The sequence below is a fragment of the Cellvibrio sp. KY-GH-1 genome, from assembly GCF_008806975.1.
Lineage (GTDB): Bacteria > Pseudomonadota > Gammaproteobacteria > Pseudomonadales > Cellvibrionaceae > Cellvibrio.
Window position 1 is genome coordinate 533,731 of the sequence record NZ_CP031728.1, and the last position, 23,293, is coordinate 557,023.

General features: G+C 46.1%; 14 protein-coding genes. 12 read left to right on the forward strand and 2 right to left on the reverse strand.

Features of this window, described 5'->3' with window-relative positions; all coding sequences use genetic code 11:
• Nucleotides 1-11: 11 nt before the first annotated feature.
• Both D0C16_RS24605 and D0C16_RS02165 read left to right on the forward strand, forming a co-directional pair.
• Complete coding sequence (locus D0C16_RS24605; RefSeq protein ID WP_232283047.1) at nucleotides 12-173, forward strand: hypothetical protein; 162 nt, start codon at nucleotides 12-14, stop codon at nucleotides 171-173.
• A gap of 742 nt (nucleotides 174-915) precedes the next feature.
• Nucleotides 916-8,514: a putative Ig domain-containing protein gene (locus D0C16_RS02165; RefSeq protein WP_191968628.1), complete on the forward strand. Its 7,599-nt coding sequence runs from the start codon at nucleotides 916-918 to the stop codon at nucleotides 8,512-8,514.
• A gap of 177 nt (nucleotides 8,515-8,691) precedes the next feature.
• Here D0C16_RS02165 and D0C16_RS02170 read toward each other — a convergent pair whose 3' ends face one another.
• Nucleotides 8,692-11,817, reverse strand: a complete 3,126-nt coding sequence (locus D0C16_RS02170) for an FG-GAP-like repeat-containing protein (RefSeq protein ID WP_225318875.1) — start codon at nucleotides 11,815-11,817, stop codon at nucleotides 8,692-8,694.
• 150 nt (nucleotides 11,818-11,967) lie between these two features.
• On the reverse strand, nucleotides 11,968-12,738 hold the full coding sequence (locus D0C16_RS02175) for an IclR family transcriptional regulator (RefSeq protein ID WP_151030813.1): 771 nt from the start codon (nucleotides 12,736-12,738) through the stop codon (nucleotides 11,968-11,970).
• Between the two features lie 279 nt (nucleotides 12,739-13,017).
• On the opposite strand from D0C16_RS02175, the gene D0C16_RS02180 reads away from it, so the two are divergent.
• From D0C16_RS02180 to galE, 10 genes are all read left to right on the forward strand, one after another.
• On the forward strand, nucleotides 13,018-13,782 hold the full coding sequence (locus D0C16_RS02180; protein ID WP_151030814.1) for a phytanoyl-CoA dioxygenase family protein: 765 nt from the start codon (nucleotides 13,018-13,020) through the stop codon (nucleotides 13,780-13,782).
• Between the two features lie 87 nt (nucleotides 13,783-13,869).
• Nucleotides 13,870-14,949, forward strand: a complete 1,080-nt coding sequence (locus D0C16_RS02185) for a 6-bladed beta-propeller (RefSeq protein ID WP_151030815.1) — start codon at nucleotides 13,870-13,872, stop codon at nucleotides 14,947-14,949.
• A gap of 174 nt (nucleotides 14,950-15,123) precedes the next feature.
• Nucleotides 15,124-15,990 carry an amino acid ABC transporter substrate-binding protein gene (locus tag D0C16_RS02190; protein ID WP_151030816.1) on the forward strand — a complete coding sequence of 289 codons (867 nt, stop codon included), beginning with the start codon at nucleotides 15,124-15,126 and terminating at the stop codon, nucleotides 15,988-15,990.
• 286 nt (nucleotides 15,991-16,276) lie between these two features.
• Nucleotides 16,277-17,329, forward strand: a complete 1,053-nt coding sequence (locus D0C16_RS02195; RefSeq protein WP_151030817.1) for a UDP-glucose--hexose-1-phosphate uridylyltransferase — start codon at nucleotides 16,277-16,279, stop codon at nucleotides 17,327-17,329.
• A gap of 13 nt (nucleotides 17,330-17,342) precedes the next feature.
• A complete protein-coding gene (galK, locus tag D0C16_RS02200; protein WP_225318876.1) occupies nucleotides 17,343-18,500 on the forward strand; it encodes a galactokinase in 1,158 nt (385 codons plus the stop codon).
• Between the two features lie 50 nt (nucleotides 18,501-18,550).
• Entirely contained in the window at nucleotides 18,551-19,471 is a 921-nt protein-coding gene (locus D0C16_RS02205; RefSeq protein ID WP_225319015.1) for a 2-dehydro-3-deoxygalactonokinase, read from the forward strand.
• An 89-nt stretch (nucleotides 19,472-19,560) separates the two neighbouring features.
• Nucleotides 19,561-20,655, forward strand: coding sequence for a family 43 glycosylhydrolase (locus D0C16_RS02210; protein ID WP_151030819.1), 1,095 nt, complete (start codon nucleotides 19,561-19,563; stop codon nucleotides 20,653-20,655).
• A 209-nt stretch (nucleotides 20,656-20,864) separates the two neighbouring features.
• Entirely contained in the window at nucleotides 20,865-21,734 is an 870-nt protein-coding gene (locus tag D0C16_RS02215) for a transporter substrate-binding domain-containing protein (protein WP_151030820.1), read from the forward strand.
• Between the two features lie 17 nt (nucleotides 21,735-21,751).
• Nucleotides 21,752-22,087 carry a hypothetical protein gene (locus D0C16_RS02220; RefSeq protein ID WP_151030821.1) on the forward strand — a complete coding sequence of 112 codons (336 nt, stop codon included), beginning with the start codon at nucleotides 21,752-21,754 and terminating at the stop codon, nucleotides 22,085-22,087.
• A gap of 31 nt (nucleotides 22,088-22,118) precedes the next feature.
• Complete coding sequence (galE, locus tag D0C16_RS02225; RefSeq protein ID WP_040391646.1) at nucleotides 22,119-23,153, forward strand: UDP-glucose 4-epimerase GalE; 1,035 nt, start codon at nucleotides 22,119-22,121, stop codon at nucleotides 23,151-23,153.
• Nucleotides 23,154-23,293: the final 140 nt, after the last annotated feature.

Consider the following 23,293-nt stretch of genomic DNA (forward strand, 5'->3'; position numbering starts at 1 on the left):
CCTCACTCGCCATGAGACGGCACCATTCTGTGCTAGGCAAGATGGAGCAGGATCGACGGAAAATTGAAGTGCTTGAATTTGTAAGGTACTGCCAGGTACTGGGTGTTGATCCCCATGACGGTTTGGAGATCGTCATTAACTCTCTCAAAGACGAGATTGATACATCGCAATAAAATTAGCCTCGTCCATCTCTACGACAAATGATTTACAGTCATCTGCTTTCCTGTTTCGAAAAGCAATCCTGAAAGCAAAAGTAGTTGGATTTCAATTAGATTCATTTGATCTTTTTCCAATTAATTGCTGCGAGTTTTCCTCGAATCTATTAGCAAAATTCCTGATTGAAAAAATTGGTTTATCATCTCTGGAAATAGTCATCGGCGAAAATCGCTATAAAAAATCACATCGACATGTTTGGTTGAGGCTTGATGAAACTGACATAGATATTACCGCCAATCGATTTTCATCGACAGATAGAGCGGTCTTTGTTGAGGTGTGTAGCCAGAGGCATTAACAATTAGAAATAATTAACGTTGAAAACCCCAATCCGAAGTTGACTCAGCTCAATAGAGGCGCAAGAGCTGTACTGTTATATGTTTATAAAAAGATCCTTAACTGCCTCTTGTGAGCATGTCCAATTTAAAAATTAGTCGGTAAATCCTGTACATAAGCGCAGGGAATTGTTACTGCGGCTAATCCATTTCTGAGTTGTGTTTTCAGGGTTGCGCTACCCAATTTCCGGGCAATTAGTCTAAGGGCGCTCATCTGCACGCGCTCAAAACAAGTTTGTTGTCGGGCATCTTGGGACTTTTTTGCGACACTCATCCTATCTTGGTGTAAAATGTTAACAATGCCAGCATGTGGTCAACACGCATATTCTTGTCCTCAGGTGTTAGTCCTAAAATAGGTTCGATATCTATGTCAAGGTCACCGCGTCGCCCTTTAATTGAAGCTCTGGAGCCAAGATTATTGTTCTCTGCCACCGCAGATATTGCTGTCTTCGATGATGGCAATTCTGATTGGCTGTCTTTAGCGCAGGCGGCACAGCAGGTCGATCTGGTTAGTATCTATATGCCAGATACCCCGCCGATGATGGAAAGCCAGGATTCTGGGCTTCAATCCGTTCCTGATACAGATCCTCAGGCCGATATTGCACCCAACACTCAATCTTCCGCTACTACGCTGGTATTTGTTGATACAGGGGTCGATGGTTACCAAATTTTGGTTGAAGATATCCGCAACCGTACATATGCCGACTCCACCGCCATCGTCTATCTCGATACCACCCAAGACGGCATTGCTCAAATCAGCAATTATCTTGCTAGTGCTAGCAGCATTTCAGTCATTCATGTGATTTCTCATGGTGTGACCGGTAATCTAATGCTCGGAAATCAAGTACTTAATGAAAATAATATTGACCAGTACGCCCAGCAATTTGTGGCTTGGAACATGGCGTTGAGCGATGAGGCCGATATTCTCTTGTATGGCTGTGATTTGGCGGCAAACCAAAGTGGTATCAACTTATTGCGCCAATTAAGTGATTTGACCGGCGCTGATGTAGCGGCAAGCAATGACCTTACCGGTAATAGTCGTGAAGGTGGGGATTGGGTATTGGAGATTAAGTATGGGCAGATAGATGCCCCCGAACTTTTTTCTGCCAAGTCATATCTTGAGTGGCAGGGGTTGTTGGCTGGTTCCAACCCTCCTACTGGTACCGATATATCTATTCCTATCTCTGCAGGAAGTGCCTACACCATCTATGCTGCTTCCTTTGGTTTTCATGAAACCGTTGATAGCCCTTGGGATGTTATGGCGGGAGTAAAAGTTACTACATTGCCTGCTGATGGCACCTTAACCCTTAGCGGCATTGCGATTACAGCTGGTCAAACGGTTACAAAAAGCGATATCGATTTTGGTTTTTTGAAATATACGCCGGATGCAGCCGCTGTAGCGGCTGGCGCTTCGAGCTATACCTTTCAAGTGCAAGATAATGGTGCGAGCAATACTCTCGACATGACCCCCAATACCATGAGTTTTACAATTTCAGGGGCCGTTAATCAGGCTCCAGTTGGGACAAATAACGTAATCGATACACAGGAGGATACGCCTAAAGTTTTAACAGCGGCTAATTTTGGTTTTAGTGATCCTGACGGCAATAGTTTTGCTGGTGTAAAAATTACTGCTATAAGTGGTGGTGGCACATTCTCGGTTACGGGAAGTGGCTCTGTAAGCGTAAATCAATTTGTTACTATTGCTGATATCAATGCGGGAAAGTTAATTTTTACCCCTGCAGCCGATGAAAATGCTACGAATTATGCGGTATTGACGTTTCAGGTTAGAGATGATGGCGGTACTGCGGGCGGTGGTGTGGATACCGACCAAAGTGCTAATAACCTTCAAATTGACGTGAGCTACGTGAATGACAATCCCGTTAATACAGTTCCGGCGGGGCCGATTACTACAGTAGAAGACACGACTGTTGCTATTTCGGGTGTTAGTATTAGCGATATCGACGACTACAATCTTTGGGATGTGGAAGTAACCTTAAGTGTTAGTCACGGTGTTTTATCTGTTAGTGGTGGCTCAGCCGCTATTTCAGGTAGTGGTACCGCCACCGTGGTATTAACCGGCACTATGGCGCAAATTAATGCAACACTTGCCGCTACGCTTAACTACACCCCAGCCAGTAATTTTTTTGGTGCCGATGTTTTCACCATAGCGACCAATGATAAAGGTGCAGGTCGTACTGGAGACATTGATAAAACAGATACAGACACAGTAGCCATCAACGTAACTTCAGTTAATGACGCACCTATCGTTGCCAATGCAATTCCCGATCAATCAACCAATGAAGAGTCACTTTACAGTTATACATTTCCAGCCAATACCTTTAACGATGTTGATGGCAATACGCTGACCTATACCGCTACTTTATCGGATGGAAATCCACTTCCTGCGTGGCTCAATTTCAATGCGGGTACGCGTACGTTTAGTGGCGTCCCTGATGACGGCGATATTGGCACCATCAGTATTAGAGTTACGGCTAACGATGGCTTTGGTGGAGCCGTAAATGACACCTTTGATCTAACTATCGTCAATATTAATGACTTGCCCTTTGTCAATATTCCGATTCCCAATCAGAACGCCACTGAAGACGCAGCGTTCAGTTACACTTTTCCCTCGAATACATTTGGCGATGGCGATCTGGGTACAAGTTTTACCTATACCGCAACGTTAGTTGATGGCAGCCCATTGCCTGGGTGGTTGAGTTTTGATTCGGCTACGCGCACATTTTCGGGTACACCGGTCAATGACGATGTAGGCACTCTCTCGGTAAGAGTCACCGCGAATGATGGTGCAGGGGCAACGGTTTCTGACAATTTTGATATCCTCATCGCGAACACCAATGATGCGCCGACGGTGGTAAATCAAATACCGAATCAGAACGCGACCGAAAATTCGCTGTATAACTACACTTTTCCAATCAATACGTTTAATGACCAAGATGTAGGGGGCACGTTAACCTACAGCGCGCAAATTCCCGGTGGGGCGCCATTACCGGCGTGGCTTACCTTCGATGCGGCAACCCGTACATTCAGTGGTATACCCTCCAATGGCGATGTTGGTAATGTCACCATCGAGGTAATTGCAAATGACGGCACCACCACTGTGTCGGATTTTTTTGATTTGCAGGTTCACAACGTTGGTGCCACCAATGTTAATTACGAATCTTCTGGTGCTGCGACAAACACTCAGTCAATTTCTGCGGGCGTGCCTCTTTTTCAATCGTTTGCACATGACAGCGTAGGCGCAACTTACACAATCGATTCAATTATTTTGCAAGTCAGGAAGGATCCCTCCGCCAGTATGCAAACTATTACCGTCTCATTAATATCATCGACTTATAATGGTACGGTGATTGCCAGTGACACTAAGTCATCTGCCGGCTTGAATACTACGTTAAGCTGGGAAGCATTTAATTTTTTTGGCGTCGCGCTAAACGACAATCAAATTTATTTTATAAGGGTTGAAACCACCAGCAATGATGGCCTAGTAAGCGTGGGCATTCACAATACGAATGTTTACCCCAATGGTTCATTTCACTCCAGCACGGGCACACCCGATCCGGATCGTGATTTGGCGTTTCAGGTATCCAGTGGCGTAAACAATAATCCTCAGATCGCCAATCCAATTCCCAATCAAAACGCAGCGGAAGATGCCGCGTTTAATTTTCAGTTTGCCCCGAATACGTTTAGTGATGCAGATGGCGATCCATTGACTTACAGCGCAACTATGGCCGATGGAAGCGCGCTGCCAGCATGGTTAAGTTTTAATGCCGCAACCCGCACATTTTCGGGTACTCCCGTCAATGCAGATGTGGGCACTATCTCGATTAAAGTAACTGCAGATGATGCAAAAGGCGGAACACCGGCAACAGATACCTTTGATTTGGTGATTGCAAACACTAACGATGCACCTACCATTGCCAATTCAATTCCCAATCAAAACGCGACTGAAGATGCCGCATTTAATTTTACTTTCGCTGCCAATACGTTTAGTGATGTCGATGTTGGCGATACGCTCACCTACAGCGCACAACTAGCCGGTGGTGGAGCATTGCCTGCATGGTTAAGCTTTGATGCAGCCACACGCACGTTTAGCGGCACTCCGACTAACGAATTTGTCGGCACTGTATCAATCGATGTAATCGCCAATGATGGCAATGGCGGTACGGTGACCGACACCTTCGATATTGTTGTTGCCAACACTAACGATGCGCCTACGGTTGCCAATCCGATCCCTAATCAAAATGCGACGGAAGATGCCGCATTTAATTTTCAGTTTGCGGCCAATACCTTCAACGATGTCGATGTGGGCGATACGCTCAGCTACAGCGCACAACTCGCCGGTGGAGGTGCCTTACCCGCGTGGTTAAGTTTTGATGCAGCAACGCGCACCTTCAGTGGCACACCAACGAATGCCTTTGTCGGCACTGTATCAATTGGTGTCATTGCGATTGATGGTAATGGCGGATCGGTCACTGACACTTTCGATATAGTTGTCGCCAACACCAACGATGCCCCCACAGTTGCCAATGCCATTCCCAATCAAAATGCGACGGAAGATGCCGCGTTTAGTTTTCAGTTTGCCGCCAATACCTTTAACGATGTCGATGTAGGTGATACGCTCAGTTACAGCGCACAACTTGCCGGTGGCGGGGCATTGGCCGCGTGGTTAAGTTTTGATGCGGCAACGCGCACCTTTAGCGGTACACCAACGAATGCTTTTGTCGGCACTGTATCAATTGATGTAATCGCCAATGATGGCAATGGCGGCACTGTAACTGACACCTTTGATATTGTTGTTGCCAATACCAACGATGCGCCTACGGTTGCCAATCCGATCCCTAATCAAAATGCGACGGAAGATGCCGCGTTTAATTTTCAGTTTGCGGCCAATACCTTCAACGATGTCGATGTGGGCGATACGCTCAGCTACAGCGCACAACTCGCCGGTGGAGGTGCCTTACCCACGTGGTTAAGTTTTGACGCAGCAACGCGCACGTTTAGCGGTACACCGACTAATGCCTTTGTCGGCACTGTATCAATCGATGTAATCGCCAATGATGGCAACGGCGGCACAGTAACTGACACCTTTGATATTGTTGTCGCCAATACTAACGATGCGCCCACGGTTGCCAATGCGATTCCCAATCAAAATGCCACGGAAGGTGCAGCCTTTAATTTTCAATTTGCCGCCAATACATTTGCCGATCCAGATGTTGGCGATACGCTCAGTTATAGCGCGCAACTCGCCGGTGGAGGAGCGCTGCCTGCATGGTTAAGTTTTGATGTGGCCACACGCACCTTTAGCGGTACACCGACTAATGCCTTTGTCGGTACTGTATCAATCGATGTAATTGCCAATGATGGCAATGGCGGCACTGTAACTGAGACCTTTGATATTGTTGTCGCCAATACCAACGATGCACCTACAGTTGCCAATCCGATCCCCAATCAAAATGCGACTGAAGATGCCGCGTTTAATTTTCAGTTTGCCGCTAATACATTTGCAGATTCTGACGTTGGCGATACGCTCAGCTACAGCGCGCAACTTGCCGGTGGCGGGGCATTGCCCGCGTGGTTAAGTTTTGATGCAGCAACGCGCACCTTCAGTGGCACGCCAACGAATGCTTTTGTCGGAACTGTATCAATTGATGTAATCGTCAATGATGGCAATGGCGGAACAGTGACTGACACATTCGATATTGTCGTCGCCAACACTAACGATGCGCCTACGGTTGCTTTCCCAATTGCAGACCAGAGTGCAACTGAAAATACCGCTTTCAACTTCACCTTTGGCGCCAATGTATTTGCTGATCCCGATGTTGGCGACACACTGACTTACAGCGCGCAACTTGCTGGCGGCGCACCCTTGCCCACTTGGTTGAGTTTTAATCCTGCCACCCGTACTTTTAGCGGTACACCTGCGCTTGGTGATGTGGGCAGTATCAATATTGAAGTCACTGCGAATGATGGACAGGGCGGTTCAGTGAGCGATGTTTTTGTGCTCACTGTTACTGGTTTGCCGGTCAATGCCCCGCCGTTTGTGCAGTCGGCTATTGCCGATCAAGTAGCTGCTGAGAATCAACGCTTTGATTTCAGTTTTCCCGTGTCGACCTTTGTTGACCCGGAGGGTGATCCGTTAAGTTATTCCGTCCAATTGGTAGGCGGTGGGTCTTTGCCAGCCTGGTTAAGTTTTGATGCCGCGACGCGCAGTTTTAGCGGTACTCCGACGGCGGGCGATATCGGCAGCATCAATGTATTGGTGACGGCGAGTGATGCAAATGGCGGCTCTATTAGCGATAGCTTTGTTATTGTCGTGAACAACGTTAATGACGCACCGGTGCTGGCCAATCCTCCGGCCAACCAAACCGCGCTGGAAGATGTGCCGTTCAGTGTAACTTTCCCCGCGAGCATGTTTACTGATGCCGATGTGGGCACCACCTTAGTCTATAGCGCGCAATTAGCTGGCGGCGCGCCCTTGCCAAGCTGGTTGGTATTTGATGCCGCGACGCTGAGTTTTAGTGGCACACCTAGCCAGGCGGACGTTGGAAACCTAAGTATCCAAATTATCGCGAGTGATGGCATGGCCGCTGCGACAGCTCAATTTGAGTTGACCGTGGAAGAGGTCAATGATGTACCTGAAACCACTGGCAATGTCGTTATCAATAATATTGAAGATGCGGCTGGCGACCAGGTTGATTTATGGGCCTTGTTTAGCGATGAGGAAACTGCCACCCGCAATCTGGTGTTTTCTGTCGTTAGCAATAGCAACCCGGCCTTGGTGAGCAATGCGAGTATTGATCTTGCCTCCGGTAAATTGCAGTTGAACTATGGCGCCAATCAATTTGGCAGCAGCGATGTGGTGGTGCGTGCACAAGATGAGCAGGGCGCTTGGGTTGATGCATTGGTACGCATCAATATCGCCTCGGTAAACGATGTGCCTGTGTCAAGCGGTATGGCGGATATCAGCGTTAAGGCCGGTGCTGCACCCCAGCAAATGAATCTGCGCACTGTATTTAGCGATGTGGAAAATGGCACCACGCTCAGCTGGACACTGATGCAAAACAGCAATAATAGCGCGGTTCCCAGTATTCAAATCGACCCGGCTACTGGCCTTATGACGCTCTCGTTTGCCTCTCAAATCGGTGGCGAGTCAACCATTACTCTGCGCGCGCAAGACAATGATGGTGCTTGGGTAGAAACCTCGTTTAAAGTCACTGTAGCTGCGTTGGAAAAGCCACCCGTTACTGTGCCGCCGGTAGAGCCGCCAACCCCTCCAACAACGCCGCCTACCACACCTCCAACAACACCGCCTACCACAGATGGGCCAAAAGCCCCTGATGGTGCAGATACAGATCTGCCAGAGATTCCCGGTGAATTGCCAAATCAGGGTGGCAATAACAGCCTTGAGCCACTGCTTCCCGATGGCTTGGACGCCCAACGAATTATCGTGGAAACCGGCGATAGCAACCACACTGACACGGTGATTAACGATAAGTCCAGCCGCGATTATGAACGTGCTGAGGAGGTCAATAGCGATGGCAATGTTCCGCTTACCACCTTAACCGCCTCACCTAATCTGGCAGGCTTGATTGCGCCAGACGCCGGTTTTGCCCCTTGGGAAGAGGCAGATTTTGATAATGAAGTGCGCCGTTTGCGCGCCCAAATGGATGAGGCCATGGTAGAAGAGCAGGATCGCAGGACCGTGGTGGCTGGTCTGACTTTTTCTGTCACTACCGGTTTGCTGGTGTGGTCTTTGCGCGCGAGCAGTCTATTGTTAACCATGATGTCTATGCTGCCGCTCTGGCGCGGGCTTGATCCGCTGCCTATTCTGGAAGAAGTAAACAAAAAGAAAAAAGAATTGGAGCAGCAGCGTAAAGATAAAATTAAGGAAGACAGGGAAGCTCACGAAGTGGGTTATCTTTTTGATCAGGTTAACAAAAAAGAGTGAGATATTTCATTGATGAAAATAATGTTTATTATTGGTTCATTAATATTGAAAAATTGAATTGAGAGAGTGTCTTTATAAATTCGATGAACTGTCAAAAGACCAAATAGTTTTCAAACGTTTAATTTGAATCTTTTGTGAGTAAATCCGTCCTTGGACATAAATAAAAATTGAAAGTGTTTAGTGGACAGAGGGAACAATCTTTATATCATCAATAGTGGCGTCATACATTTTGCCATTACTGGATATAAATGAAGCACGCAGTTGGTAAAACTGGCCTGTGGGTAGCTCGGCACTAGGGATTAGATCTTCAAACGAAAAGGTCATGGTGGATTTTCCTGATTCAGTTTTTAAGGCGCTTGCATCTATTAGGACTCTGTCTTTCACTGGGACCCATTTGGATTGAAAATGGCGCAGCCAAAAGCGAATTCCCCCTTCATCTGACGCAATAACTCTATTACCTGATCCGGCGTGGTATTCGACGGTTAAAGTAATTTTATCGTTTTGAGTCCATACCTTATCGCGCAATTTTTTCTCGTTCGTAAATTTTATAAAGGGTGCGATGGTCGGCGCCACGTCCAGTTTTATGGTGTCTTTCACAGTAGGTTTTTTTGCGGAAGCTACTTTGATAGTTGCAGTGCCGGGTTGTAGTGCGGTGATTGTTCCCGCTGTATCTACCCGCACGACTTTTATATTGCTAGTGCTCCAGATGAGTTCCGAGTTGTCGGCATGAGCTGGAAATAAAGTTGCAGTGAGTGTAAGGCTTTCACCCACCAATAATTTTGTCGGTGATGGTTCGAGAGTTAGCGATTTTGCTTGCACGGCAAACCAAGGCTCAATGGTGATGTTGCTCTGCGCATTTACTCCATTGGTGGGGCTGGTGGCTGTTATTGTCGCGCTTTGGCCAATGTTGCCCAGCGCAGTGATTTGGCCTTGCTGATCTACAGCGATAATATTTTTATCGCTGGATGACCATTGCAGCCGGGTGTCCGCATTCGCTGGAGTTAAGTGACTGGAGAGATTTAATTTTGTACCTTGGCGAAGATTTGTTTGTGCCGGTTCAAGCTGCAGACTTTCTACATCTGCTTTGTCGGTATCAAATAATTGATTGGCAGGTTTGTTGGTGAAATGTTGTGTTTCACCATTGCGCCATCTAATACTAATGCGCTCAATTGTTTGTGCACTTCCTAAACCAAAATGCACAATGTTTAACAGGCTTTGGGAAAAAATTCCTCCCGCTGAACCTACCCGTTTGCGATAAACACCTTGCGCGGTGGTGATTTTAACCTCAGCGCCTATGGCATCCACATGAGCTTTAGGTGAATAACCCACTCGTACTAATGCGTAATGTCCGGTTTCATTTTTTTTGTTGCGATAAAGATACCACTCACCACCTTCACTGCCATTTAATAGATCTAGGCCGCCATCCAAATCAAAATCAAAGGCTTGGCCCATATCACCATTGCCGGGGCCGCCAACATCATTGGCGCCGTGTTGTGTCAGGGTGTAGAAATGACCTTTGCCATCGTTTAATAATATGTAATCAGAAATGCGCGCACCAATATTCCCCCAGCGATAAAGGAATAAATCCTGATGACTGTCGTTATTAAAATCACCCGTGGTGACACCCAATGTATTGCCGCCGGGTTGAATCTGCCATTCGCGTGATACGTCAGTGAATTTTCCACCGTCATTGCGCAATAGAATGTCATTCATGTTGCGATTCTCTGGAATAAATTCGGTAGTGGCGCTAGTGACGCCAGCGAGACTAAATTTAAAGTTCCAAAAAATATCCCCATTGCGAACTAATGCGGCTTTCCAGCGGCCTTTGCCCAAGTAACCAAAATAAACACCATTTTCCGCAATACTATCCGGCCAGCCTTGCGCTTCGCTTGGGTCTATTTCCAGCTCCTGCCCAGCAGAAATCACTTTCGATGTTTTTTTTCTGCCAAGAAAAAAAGGATAATCTTTTCCTCTGAATTCACCTTGTGCGAGAAAATAAAAATTGTGCAATTTGATTTTTCCTGCGGCGGTGAATTCGAATTTATCCACACCTTTAAATCCGCGCGGTTTGATCGAAAACTCCTGTGTGATGGGGTCGTGATCAACTGCGGGTGCTTCGCCTTTGCCGTGTTCAACTTCTTTGCCGCGTGCGAGGTAAAGATCCTGATCGCCATCATTGTCGATATCCAAATCGGCGACTGCCATTATGTTGTGTAAGGCAATGACATCGGTGGGGAATTGCGCGGTAATATCGGTGAAAGTGAAATCGCCATTGCCCAGCCAGACAGAAAGTGGGCCAAATAAAATTACATCATCAATGTTGTCGTGGTTTAAATCCGTTATCAAAGAGCGCGATGGTTCCTGATCTTGCAAACCTGCGATTGTGCGTTGCGTAAAGGTTCCATCACCTTTATTTTCGTAAAAAAAATGTTGCGGCTTTTCATGGGTAAGGCTGGATTCGTTAATGAGCATTAAATCCAAATCGCCATCCAAATCCATATCTGACCATTGCGCGGCACGGCCGCGGCCTCCTTTGTTGATACCCACATCACCTGTGGTGAGTATCATCGTGCCATTGTCATTGGTATAGAAATTGGCTTTGGAAGGATCTGTGCCATTGCCGCCACCTTGGGTGACAACCAAATCCAGATCGCCATCATTATCGTAATCGCCAGCAGCGGTGCCGTGCAGATCGTGCATAAACCAGCGCGCCAGATTTTGACTGTGTTTGGTTACAGTGCCGTCGCCATTATTCCAATAAAGTTTGCTGCTCTCTTCATTGTGATTATTCACAATAAAATCGTAATCGCCGTCGTTATCTATGTCGGCGATTGTGGGGCCCCCGTATTTAATTGAGCTGACTTTATCTATGCCTGCGCTAACGGAGATGTCTTCGAATTGAGGTGGATGCTGATCGGGGAGGTCTATAAATTCAAGACGATGAATGTTGAGTATTGCATTGTTGGCTCTAAGGCTGAGCTTAAGTTTCCCCGGCGCAGGAAGCTTGATGAGCGCGGTTAATTGCTGCTGACCAGAGTGCGGAATATCGATATTGTCGAGCAGTAATTCATCGTTGGCGTAAAGACTAAAGTTGGCATAATTTTTTGGGTTATCGACGTCTAATACCATTTTTTTTATCAAACTGCCTTGAGCCTGATATTGAATTATTTTCGGTGCTGCAGGGTCGAGATCAATATCGCTGGCAAGGGGGGCGGCCTGACTGTTGATTGCGCTTAGGAGCAAAACCGTGCAAAGAAACGATAGGTATTGAAGGCAGGAATAGGGTACTTTTTTTATCATCATCTAACTCACCATAAAGTTATAACTATAGGTATGACCGCATCAAGCAGCACATTATTGTGCTACTTGGTGCGGCCGAGCCTAAACTTTAACCTAGTGTCTTGATTGGTGATAGTTAAATGTTGACAAAAACTGATGGCGGGAGGGTGCGAGTTACAAATCCCCCAACTGTTGAGCAATTTTATTTGCAGTGGTCACTACTCGTGTGTGCAGTTCTTCTTGTGCTATGGCGGTGCTCCAGTGTGACTTGAGCGGCGAAATAGCCAGTGCCGCAATTACTTTACCCTCTGGTCTACCAATGAGCGCGGCAAAATCGGTGGCGCCTTCGATAAAAGGGCTTTGTGCCGCGAGGTAGCCATCTTGTTTTATCGCTTCCAATTCGTTGAGCAGGGCAGTGCGTTTATTTTTACTGAGTTTGGCGTAGTCGGCGTCGCGCTCCAAAATCATATCGCGCACGGCTGGGTTACTATTGGCAAGCAACACCTTGCCTGCCGTGGTTGTCATGGTGGGGAATAGGGAGCCTTCGCTCATATTGAGCGAGATAGGGCTGTGGCCGCGCGCGTGCACAATAATCATGGTCTGGCTTTGGTAGAGCATCGCCAAATAGCAGGATTGGCCAATGTTGACCGCCAGATCTTCCATATAGGGCAGCGCGCATTGGCGCATTTGATCGATAGGCGAAATACTGCGCGATAGGTTGTACAGCTTGAGCGACAGCCGATAGCGCCCCGATAGCTCATCTCTCACCAAATAACCCCGCGCCTCCAAGCCGATCAGCACCCGATAAATATCATTGGGGTTGCGCCCCAAACCTTGGGCGATCTCAGTTTGAGATTTGGGCAGCTCCTGAGTCACCAGGTATTCCAATATATCCAGCCCTTTATCCAGTGCGGGAACCGCGTATTTATTGGTGGCAGTAGTCAAAGTCGTTCGGTCCTATTGTCTGGTTTTTAGCTCGATTTTTCAGGGTGAAGCAAGCCATGCATTCTTGGCCATCAACTGGCGCACCCGCAAATTAGTTCATTCACAAAAATACCCTATCCGCCGTCAAATAAACAGAAATTACCGGTTTTGAGTATAGGCTTGTTTATTTTTATAGAAATAAAATATTTATATATAAATAAAATGCTTGCCTTTTATTTTTTGCTGAATGATGATTGTTAACAATGCGAGCATGCAGACATAACCCTTGGAGACCAGATAATGAACGCAAGAAAACTGACTCAAGAACAGATTGATGCCTACCACCGCGATGGCTATGTGATTGTGCGTGGCTATTACACGCCAGAAGAAATCAAACGCTTACAGGATGCCGCCTTTAATGACGATTCATTAAATGAGCGCGCCTGGCAGAAAAAAGATGGCACCGGAAAGGTGAGCAAGGTGTGCTTGTGGCAACAAACGGGCGATGATTTTTACAGCATGTTTTCCCGTGGTCGTCGTTTGGTAGATACGGCAGAAACCTTAATTGGCGAGCCGATATATCACACCAGTACCAAAATTATGATGAAAGAACCCTTTGTGGGCGGTGCCTGGGAATGGCATCAGGATTTTGGTTACTGGCATCGCGATAACCTTATGCTGTATCCAAAATCACTCAGCTGTATGGTGGCGATTAACCGTGCAACGGTAGAGAACGGTTGTTTGCAAGTGTTGAAAGGGTCGCACCATTTAGGGCGTTTGGATCACAGCAAAACCGGTGATCAAAAAGGTGCTGATATGCTGTTTGTGAACGAAGCAATGAAATATCACGAGCTGATCAATGTTGAATTGGAGCCGGGTGATACCTTGTTTTTCCATTGCAATTTGCTGCACAAATCCAATGAGAATCGCTCATCCGAACCGCGCTGGTCCTTGATTTGTGCCTACAACGCTATCACCAATCAGGCGTTCCAGGAAAACGAAGCGATTTATTATCCTTTGTACCCCGTTGATGATGACGCCATTCTGAATTGGAAAGCCGCATAATTTTTTCAGTCGTGTTGTTGGTTATTGCTCTGCCGGAGTAGTGTTCGGCAGAGCTTTTTTATTGTTTTATTTGGAGCTTGCCCGCCAATGATTAAGCAAAATATTCCCTTGCCCAAATCCAATATTGATCCACATGGTCTGATTGTAGGGCAGGGTGATTTTCAATATCGCGTTAACAGTCACTGGGGTTTGCTTGATGCGCAAAAAACGCCGGTAGAAAATTGTCATGGCTTGGCTATAGATTCACAGGGGCGCATAGTGATGGTGACCGATCATCCGCGCAATAACGTAATTGTGTATAACAAGGATGGCAAATTGCTCGATGCCTGGGGTACGCAATTTCCGGGAGCGCATGCGCTGCGCATCGTTAATGAAAACGGTGAAGATGTTATTTATTTGGTGGATAGCGGCTGGGTGCTGAATCGCAATTGGGATGGCAAATCTACCGATGATTGGACATCACCCTACAATAAAGTCATTGCGCAAAGTGGCTTCATCGCCAAGCTCACCTTGGACGGGCGTTTGATTTATACCATTGGCCATCCGCAAACCATTGGGGTCTATCGCCCGGATCAACCTTTTCGCCCGACCGACATAGCGGTGGCGCCCAATGGCGACCTCTATATTACCGATGGTTACGGCTCGGATTATCTACTGCAGTACGACGCCAGCGGGCGTTACATTCGTCACTGGGGCGGCGGCGATAACGCCAACCCTGCACACAATTTAAAAAACACCCACGGCATAGAAGTGGATTTACGCAATCCGCAAGATCCGCATTTGATGGTGAGCTCACGGGCAGAGCGAGCATTAAAATTATTTGAACTCAATGGCGATTATCGCGGAGCAATCGATGTAGCCGGAGCTTACATAGGTGGGCCGGTGTTTAGCGCCGATCATTTTTTTGCCCCGGTATGTTGGTCGCACATCGATGGAAAAAATGCCGACGATTCAGGTTTTATTAGTGTGTTCGATCGCGATAATCGTGTCGTCGCTAATCTTGGCGGAACTCAACCGGAATATATCAATGGTGTTTTGCAACCTATGCGCAGCACCTGGGATGTATTCAACCACTGTCACGCACTCTGCGTGGATGAGGATGAAAACTTGTATGTAGGTCAGTGGCGAGCAAATCGAACCTATCCGTTTAAATTAGAGCGGGTTTAAGGCTAACCGCTCATTCTAAAGTGTTATTCCATTTTGAATTTGTTGCGAGCGTTCAATGAAAAATTTAGACGTTCGACAATTATATTTTCAGGTATATTCTATAAGGATAAAGAGTCAATGGGTGTAATCAGTTGTTATAGGTGATTTCACTATCACAAAGGTCAATTGTTGCCGATGCGTAAAAATACAATAATAAACTATGCTTTTATTTGTTTCATATTATTGAATAGTTATATCTGTCATGGTTGTTCTGTAACAGCAACGATTCCACTTATTGAGTCGGAAAAAGATAAGCTTATCTATGATCTCTTAGTGTTGTCTTTGTCAAAAACAGACGTCAATGTTTGCTTGACTCAGTTGGAGCAAGTTATTACTGATGCGAGAAAAACCCGCCGGGTTGAAGAGGGAAGCTTAAGTCTAAAATGGTCGTCGGCCTCTAATCCATTGGAGAAAAATCTGAAGCCAATAAAAGTCCCTATTTTTAAAGGATTGCTGGGGTATCGAATTTTTGTAATTCGCAAAGGTGATCAGAATCGATTTAATTCCATAAAAACACTTGAAGATTTACGTAAGTTAACGGCGGGGCAGGGCTATTTTTGGGGCGATACAAAAATACTGCAAACGGCTGGAATTCCAGTTGTCACGGCAGCGCAAGGGCGGAACCTATGGTCGATGTTGGCCAGTCATCGTTTTGATTATATGCCCTTGGCGGTGCATGAACCTTGGCTGGATCTTGAACATCGCGCCGAGCTTCAGCTTGAGGTGGAAAAAAATCTGCTATTAGTTTATCCATCTGCAATGTTTTTTTATGTGTCGACAGAAAATAAAGTGCTTTACGATTTGATTTCATCCGGTATGGAGCGTGCGATCAATGACGGCAGCTATGATCGTTTGTTTTATCAATCCCGCATGATTCAGGCTGTAGTTGAGCGCGTCAATCTTTCTACGCGCAAGGTTATCTATATTTACAATCCTTTAATTGATACGAATCTCCTGCCTACCAATCCCAAATATTGGTTCCCCCTGCCATCACTTATGTAAGTGAATACACCTCTCTGCTATTAATAGGCTTCTTTATCGCCATGGATTGGGTGTGTTTACTTGGCATTATTTTTTTTCATGCTTGCTGCTTGCGATTCAACCTGTATTGGTGAGCTTTAGGTGTGCGTGAAGTGTGGCAGGTAAGAAAGTGTGATTTATCGGCTTATTGTAGGTGCATATTTTATTTCAATGGTGTAAATTGTTAACAATAGGCAATATTGGCGGCTTGTGGTGCATCTGCATGGTGGTCCTTCAGTCGGATAATTGGCATAAGTTGGATAGATATATGAAACCAGTGTTTGTGTTGAGTGATCACCCGCACCGTCGGTTTAATCCGTTAACGGGTGACTGGGTATTGGTCTCACCTCACAGGGCCAAGCGCCCATGGCAGGGGCAAATTGAAGAGCTGGCGGCGGATGATAAACCTGCCTATGACCCAGCTTGTTATTTATGCCCGGGCAATACCCGCATCAATGGCGCGGTGAATGACAATTATGTTGGTGCTTATGTGTTTACCAATGACTTCGCGGCACTGGAGCCGGAAGATAGGGATTATCAAAGCAGTAGCGATTTGTTTTGTGCCGAGAGTGAGCGCGGCACCAGCCGTGTGATTTGTTATTCCGAAAGTCACAATAAAACCCTGCCAGAAATGTCCCAGGCGGCAGTGACAGAGCTTATCGATACCTGGTGCGATTTGTATCGCGAACTGGGTGAGAATCATTCTTGGGTGCAGATTTTTGAAAATAAAGGTGCTATCAACGGCTGCTCTAACCCTCATCCCCATGGACAAGTCTGGGCAACAGGTTCTGTGCCGACGTTGCCGCAACGGGAAGATGAAAAGCAGTTGTCTTATCAACATAAGCATCAACGCCCCATGCTGTTGGATTATGCGCAGCAAGAGTTGGCCTTTAAAGAACGTATTGTGGTGCAAAATCAGGATTGGTTGGTGGTCGTGCCTTATTGGGCTAGCTGGCCATTTGAAACGTTGCTCTTACCTCTGCGCCATGTGCCCGATATGTTGAGTCTGTCTTCATCGGAGCGAGAATTACTGGCCGATATTTTGATTCAATTAACGATTCGTTATGACAACCTATTTAAGACTTCCTTTCCCTACAGCATGGGGTGGCATTGCGCACCTTTTACCGCAGAAGACCATAGCCATTGGCAGTTGCACGCCCATTTTTATCCACCGTTATTGCGCTCGGCATCTATCAAAAAATTCATGGTGGGTTACGAAATGCTGGGTGAAGTTCAGCGCGATATTACTCCTGAACAAGCGGCGCAGTATTTGCGCGATCAATCCGCTATTCACTATAAAAATGCGGCATCTACAGATTGAAAGGTAATTGGTTATGACTATGTTGGAAAATGTTGCCCAGTGTTTTACCGAGCATTTTGATCAATTGCCGGATTTTGTTTCCAAAGCGCCGGGGCGGGTGAATTTGATCGGCGAGCACACAGACTATAATGATGGTTTTGTATTGCCAGCAGCGATTGATTTTTTCACGCTGGTTGCCACTTCTGTGCGGCAAGATAATTTAATTAAAGTGATTGCGCTGGATTACGTCGGGCAGACCGATGAGTTTGCGTTGAACTCTCTCTATGAAGCTCACCCCACTCAGATGTGGAGTAATTATGTCCGCGCGGTGGTGCGCACACTGGTAGATCGCGGCTATCAGCTCAAGGGTTGTAATTTAGTAGTGTCGGGCAATGTCCCACAGGGCGCTGGTTTAAGCTCTTCAGCATCTTTGGAAGTTGCTTTGGCGCAGGCGTTATTAACGGTTGCCGACATTCAAGTTCCAGCCACTGAATTGGCGCTGATTGGCCAGGCAGCCGAAAACAATTATGTAGGCTGTGCCTGCGGCATTATGGATCAACTGGTATCGGCTGGCGGAAAACAAGGTCATGCATTACTCATCGACTGCCGCAGTCTGGAAACTAAACCAATCCTTATGCCGTCACAATTGTCGATTGTTATTATCAACTCGGGCGTAAAAAGAGGTTTGGTTGACAGCGAATATAATTTACGTCGTGAGCAATGTGCGGTAGCAGCAAAATTTTTTAATCAACCCGTTTTGCGTGATGTAACTAAAGACCAGTTTTTTAGTGCTGCGCATCAATTACCTGACCTGGTGCGCAAACGCGCGCAACATGTAATTGAAGAGAATGAGCGAACCCTGAAAGCAGCTGAGGCCTTGGAAACCAATAATGTCGCACTGTTAAGTCAGTTGATGGCGGAGAGCCATGTGTCAATGCGCGATTTGTTTGAGATCACCACCCCTGAAATTGATTATCTGGTGGCAGCGCTGGATAAAGAATTGGGCAGTGATGGCGGTGTGCGTATGACCGGCGGCGGTTTTGGCGGTTGCATCGTAGCTTTAGTGCCACAACAAAAACTGTCCATAGTTGAGCCCATTCTGGCTGATTACCAATTAAAAACGGGTTTAATTGCCACGCCTTTTATCTGTACACCAGAGCAGGGCGCTAGTTTAGTGGCCTTGGAAAGTTAATATTCTCCTCGTGACTCTTTGTACCTGTTGAGGGCTATATCTTGGGTGAGATGATTGCCATTGATTGGGGTGGTACCAATTTTCGGCTACAGGTAGTGAATGCTGTAGGCGATATTGTGTATAGCATTACCCGGCCAATTGGCATTAACCAATCATCGCGCGCCGAGCTTGAACAATGTTTAATTGATGCGATTACACAATTGCCTGCGCAGTATGCGAGTGCACCGGTTGTGATGAGCGGTGCAGTGGGTTCCAATATTGGATTGTATGAAACGCCTTATATTGAATGCCCGGTGAATCCTTATCAATTGGTCGAGCATTTAATTAATATTCAAGTGAGCGACGTTAATGCTTTTATCGTGCCAGGAATTAAAACTCATGTGCGCGAAGGTTTGCCTGACGTCATGCGCGGTGAAGAAACCCAAATTCTGGGTTGGATGCAGCAGGCAAGTAGAGCGGAATTAAAAGAGGCACTCCTGTGTTTGCCCGGAACCCACTCTAAATGGGTGCTAGTTAAACGAGGAGAGATTGTTGATTTTTACACCGCATTCTCCGGTGAGCTTTTTGGCAGTTTATGTGCACAGAGTTTGTTGGTGAGCGGCACACAAATTCATGATGAAACCGCGTTTCTTCAGGGCGTTAAGGTCAATACGAGAGATACTTTTTTATTGAATTTAATGTTCAGCGCCCGCTCCAGAGTGTTAGCAGGGCTACATGAAAAAAATGTGAGTGCTGCGTACCTATCGGGTGTATTGATAGGTGCCGAAGTAAAAGCAGCAATGAAACTGTACGGAAAGAAAAAAAATATACATCTGATTGGTGCAGATCTTTTAGTGAATAGTTACGCCACAGCGATACAAATTTACCAAGGGAAATCGATTAAACATCAAGGAGCATTGATGGCAGCAAAAGGGGCAAGGTTATTGGCTAATCGATTTTTAGTGAATCACTCGCTGGAGCGCCGCGCCTGACAAAAATCGTATCTACTAAACCGTATACCGAATAAACGCTGTTTCTGATAAAAATAGTTCAAGTCATCATGTTAAAAAGTGAGTGAGATATGGGTGATCTTCCAGAAAAAAAATTAAGCAAAGCCAGTCTTCGTGCAATTGAGCGCGGTTACGATCAAAAAAATGCCGACTGGGTATTTGAATTTGATGTAAAACCCCTGGGCGGCGATTTTGCCTATCAAGAAGGTGTGATTCGACGCGACCCCTCTGCGGTTATTTTTGTCGATGGTCTCTACCATGTTTGGTATACCAAGGGTGAAGGTGAAACTGTTGGTTTTGGCAGTGCTAATCCGGAAGATAAGGTATTCCCCTGGGATAAAACTGAAGTGTGGCATGCAACCTCCAGCGATGGTTGGGATTGGAAAGAGCAGGGCGCGGCTATCGTAGCAGGCGCGCCTGGTTCCTATGATGATCGCGCGGTATTTACACCCGAGGTTCTTGCCCATGAAGGCCGCTATTATTTGGTTTATCAAACTGTCAAGGCGCCTTATTTAAATCGCACTAAAGAATGTATTGCACTTGCCAGTGCAGATTCGCCTTATGGGCCCTGGGTTAAAAGTCCCGCTCCCATTTTAACGCCGGCCGATAATGGTGTTTGGGATGGCGACGAAGACAATCGTTTTAATTGCAAAATCCGCGGCGATTTTGACAGTCACAAAGTGCATGACCCATGTTTGATGTTTTATCAAAATAAATTTTATCTTTATTACAAAGGTGAAATTATGGGGGAGCGTATGAACTTTGGTGGACGTGAAATAAAACACGGGGTTGCCATTGCCGATAAAATTGAAGGGCCTTATGTGAAATCGGAATTTAATCCGATCACCAACAGTGGGCATGAGGTTGTTGTGTGGCATGTGAATGGTGGAATTGCCAGTTTGTTGACTACCGATGGGCCAGAAAAAAATACCTGCCAATGGTCACCGGATGGTATTAACTTTGACATCATGGCGCATATTAAAGGTGCACCAGAGGCGTTGGGTTTATATCGCGACCCCGCTGCGGACATTCAAGACCCTATGGCTGGATTGGCGTGGGGGCTGTGTCACAAGTATGATTCTTCATGGAACTGGAATTATATTTGCCGTTTTAAAACCCGTCGGCAGATATTGGATCCTGGCACCTTTCAGAATGTAGCATCCTGATAATCTCCCCCCTGATATTTTCGTAAGCGCTGCGATAGCTTGTTTCGCAGCGCTTTTTGTTTCTGCGCTTATTCCCTCCGTCCCTTTATCTTCCTATAAATTCGCGTAAACGTTCTTAATTTGCCGCAAAAACTTCTCGCTTATGGCATTGCAATCTACCTCCATTGGCGCTAGTATTGTGTTAATTGTTAACAATTAACGGGTGATGTATGCTGCGTATAATAATTTTAAGTATTGCCATATTTGCGCTAAATGTGTTTGCAGCGGCTCCCACCGTTATCACCTTTGGTTCGGGGGAGATAGCGCCAAAAGAGGAAATCTACGAGTACCACCTGTTACGCCTGGCACTGGATGCTACCAAGGCGGAATACGGCGACTACGAAATTAGAGATTTGCCTAAAGGTGATGTGCCCACTTACTCACGTTTGCGGGTATTTGCTGAGGATAATCAATTCGAAAATTTTGTTTATAAAGATTCGGCGTCCAATGACATCCTTGAAAAATTACATGGCGTGGAGTTTCCTGTGGATTTGGGCGTCACCGGCTATCGAGTTGGTTTTGTGTCGCCCGACTCCAAGCGTAAGTTAGAAAAAATTGAAACTTTGGATGATTTGAAGCAACTGACTATCATCCAGGGGCGTGGTTGGTTAGATAGCGAAATACTCAAAAAAATTGGATTTAAAGTTGTTGAGGGCGGCAATATCAAAGGTTTGTTCTATATGGCAGCTAATGATCGGGGTGATATATTTTTGATCGGCGCGAACGAGCTGGGGCGGGAATGGAAAAAGAATCAGGATGTCAAATATTTAAACTACGACCAAAATGTATGTATTTATTATCCGCTACCAAAATTCTTTTTCTTGAATAAAAAAAATAAAGTCTTGGCTGATCGTATTGATAAAGGCCTTCAAATTGCCTATGAGTCTGGTGCCGTTAGAAAACTGTGGGATGAATACTACGGCGAAGCAGTGAGGTTTTCTGCGTTGAATAAGCGAAAAATATTCCGTTTTGAAAACCCTGTGATTAGTTCGCTGCGTAAAGATTATGAACGGTTTGTCATAAATCCTGAGTTGCTATAATTTTGCTGGAGTTGGTCATGCGGTGGCAGTCTGTCAATGTGAAAAACCCTGTTGAGTCCGCCAAGCGTTATCAGAGATTGTTTGCTGCTAATGTGATGGAATTAAAGGATCCATTTGGGAGTAGTAGTTTCTTTATAAATTTAGCCGGGACCTCACTAAGATTGGTTGGCATGCAGGGAGTAAATGCTGAAGCTAAAAAACGCATTAAATTGCACATGCCAGAAAAAGATGTTTTTACTGTGGTAGATAGTTTGATTAAAGAAAGGGAATTGTTTCAGGTTGAATCTATTAGCGGTAATTTATTTTATACGGACGCTGATGGCAATGTGTTTGAAATTGTCTGTGTTAACTAGGGTTTAATTGAGCGGTGATCGAGAGAAAGTAATGAAATCGTATCTTAGGAAGGTTTTGGTAACCGGAGGTGCAGGTTACATAGGTAGTCATGTTTGCATCGAATTAATCAACAATGGTTACTTTCCGGTAGTGGTAGATAATCTATCAAATGGAAAATTAGAGTCGCTGGCCAGAGTTGAAAAAATTACCGGTGTTAAACCGGATTTTTTTCAGTTGGATATCAATGATAAAGCCGCGTTACATCAAGTTTTTTCTGATTATGCGATAGGTTGTGTAATGCATTTTGCGGGCTTGAAAGCGGTGGGAGAGTCTACCCAAATACCTATCAAGTATTACCGGAATAATGTGTCGGGTACTTTGTCTTTGCTAGAGGTCATGGAGGAGCACTCAGTTTTTAATTTTGTATTTAGTTCTTCGGCGACCGTTTATGGCGATCCCGTATCTGTACCCATTGACGAATCATTTCCTCTGTCAGCCACCAATCCCTATGGTCGCAGCAAGTTGATCGTAGAAGATATTCTGCGTGATATGGCCAAGGCGCCAGACAATCAGTGGAACTTTTCAATCCTGCGTTACTTTAATCCTGCGGGTGCTCACGAGTCAGGTTTAATCGGTGAGGACCCCAAGGGGATACCTAATAACTTGATCCCCTATATCGCCCAGGTCGCAGTGGGCAAGCGTGAGGCGCTTACCGTTTATGGCAATGATTATGCGACCCCTGATGGCACTGGCGTGCGCGATTACATACATGTCGTGGATTTGGCGCGAGGTCATGTGGCAGCACTCAATGGTTTGACGCAGCAGTCGCGAGGTTGTTCAACCTATAATCTGGGTACTGGCACTGGCTATTCCGTATTGGAGATGTTGAAAGCATTTGAGCTGGCGTGCGGCAAATCTATACCCTATGTGATCAGCGCACGCCGCCCCGGTGATATCGCCAGTTGTTATGCTGACGTCTCTCTGGCTAAGGAGCGTTTAGGTTGGGCTGCTGAATACAGTGTAGAGCGAATGATGGCAGATACTTGGCGCTGGCAGTCGCGCAATCCAAATGGTTTTGCTGAATAAGGTTTTTCTGTGCTTGCTGTTGTGTTCTTTGGGAGGCCTGTGCCTCCCTTTTTTTGTCTGCTTTTTGTCTTTATCGCTATAGTGGCGCATGCGCTATGGTTACCTTTTTTCACACTCCTTAAGCTTAAAGTGTAAATTGC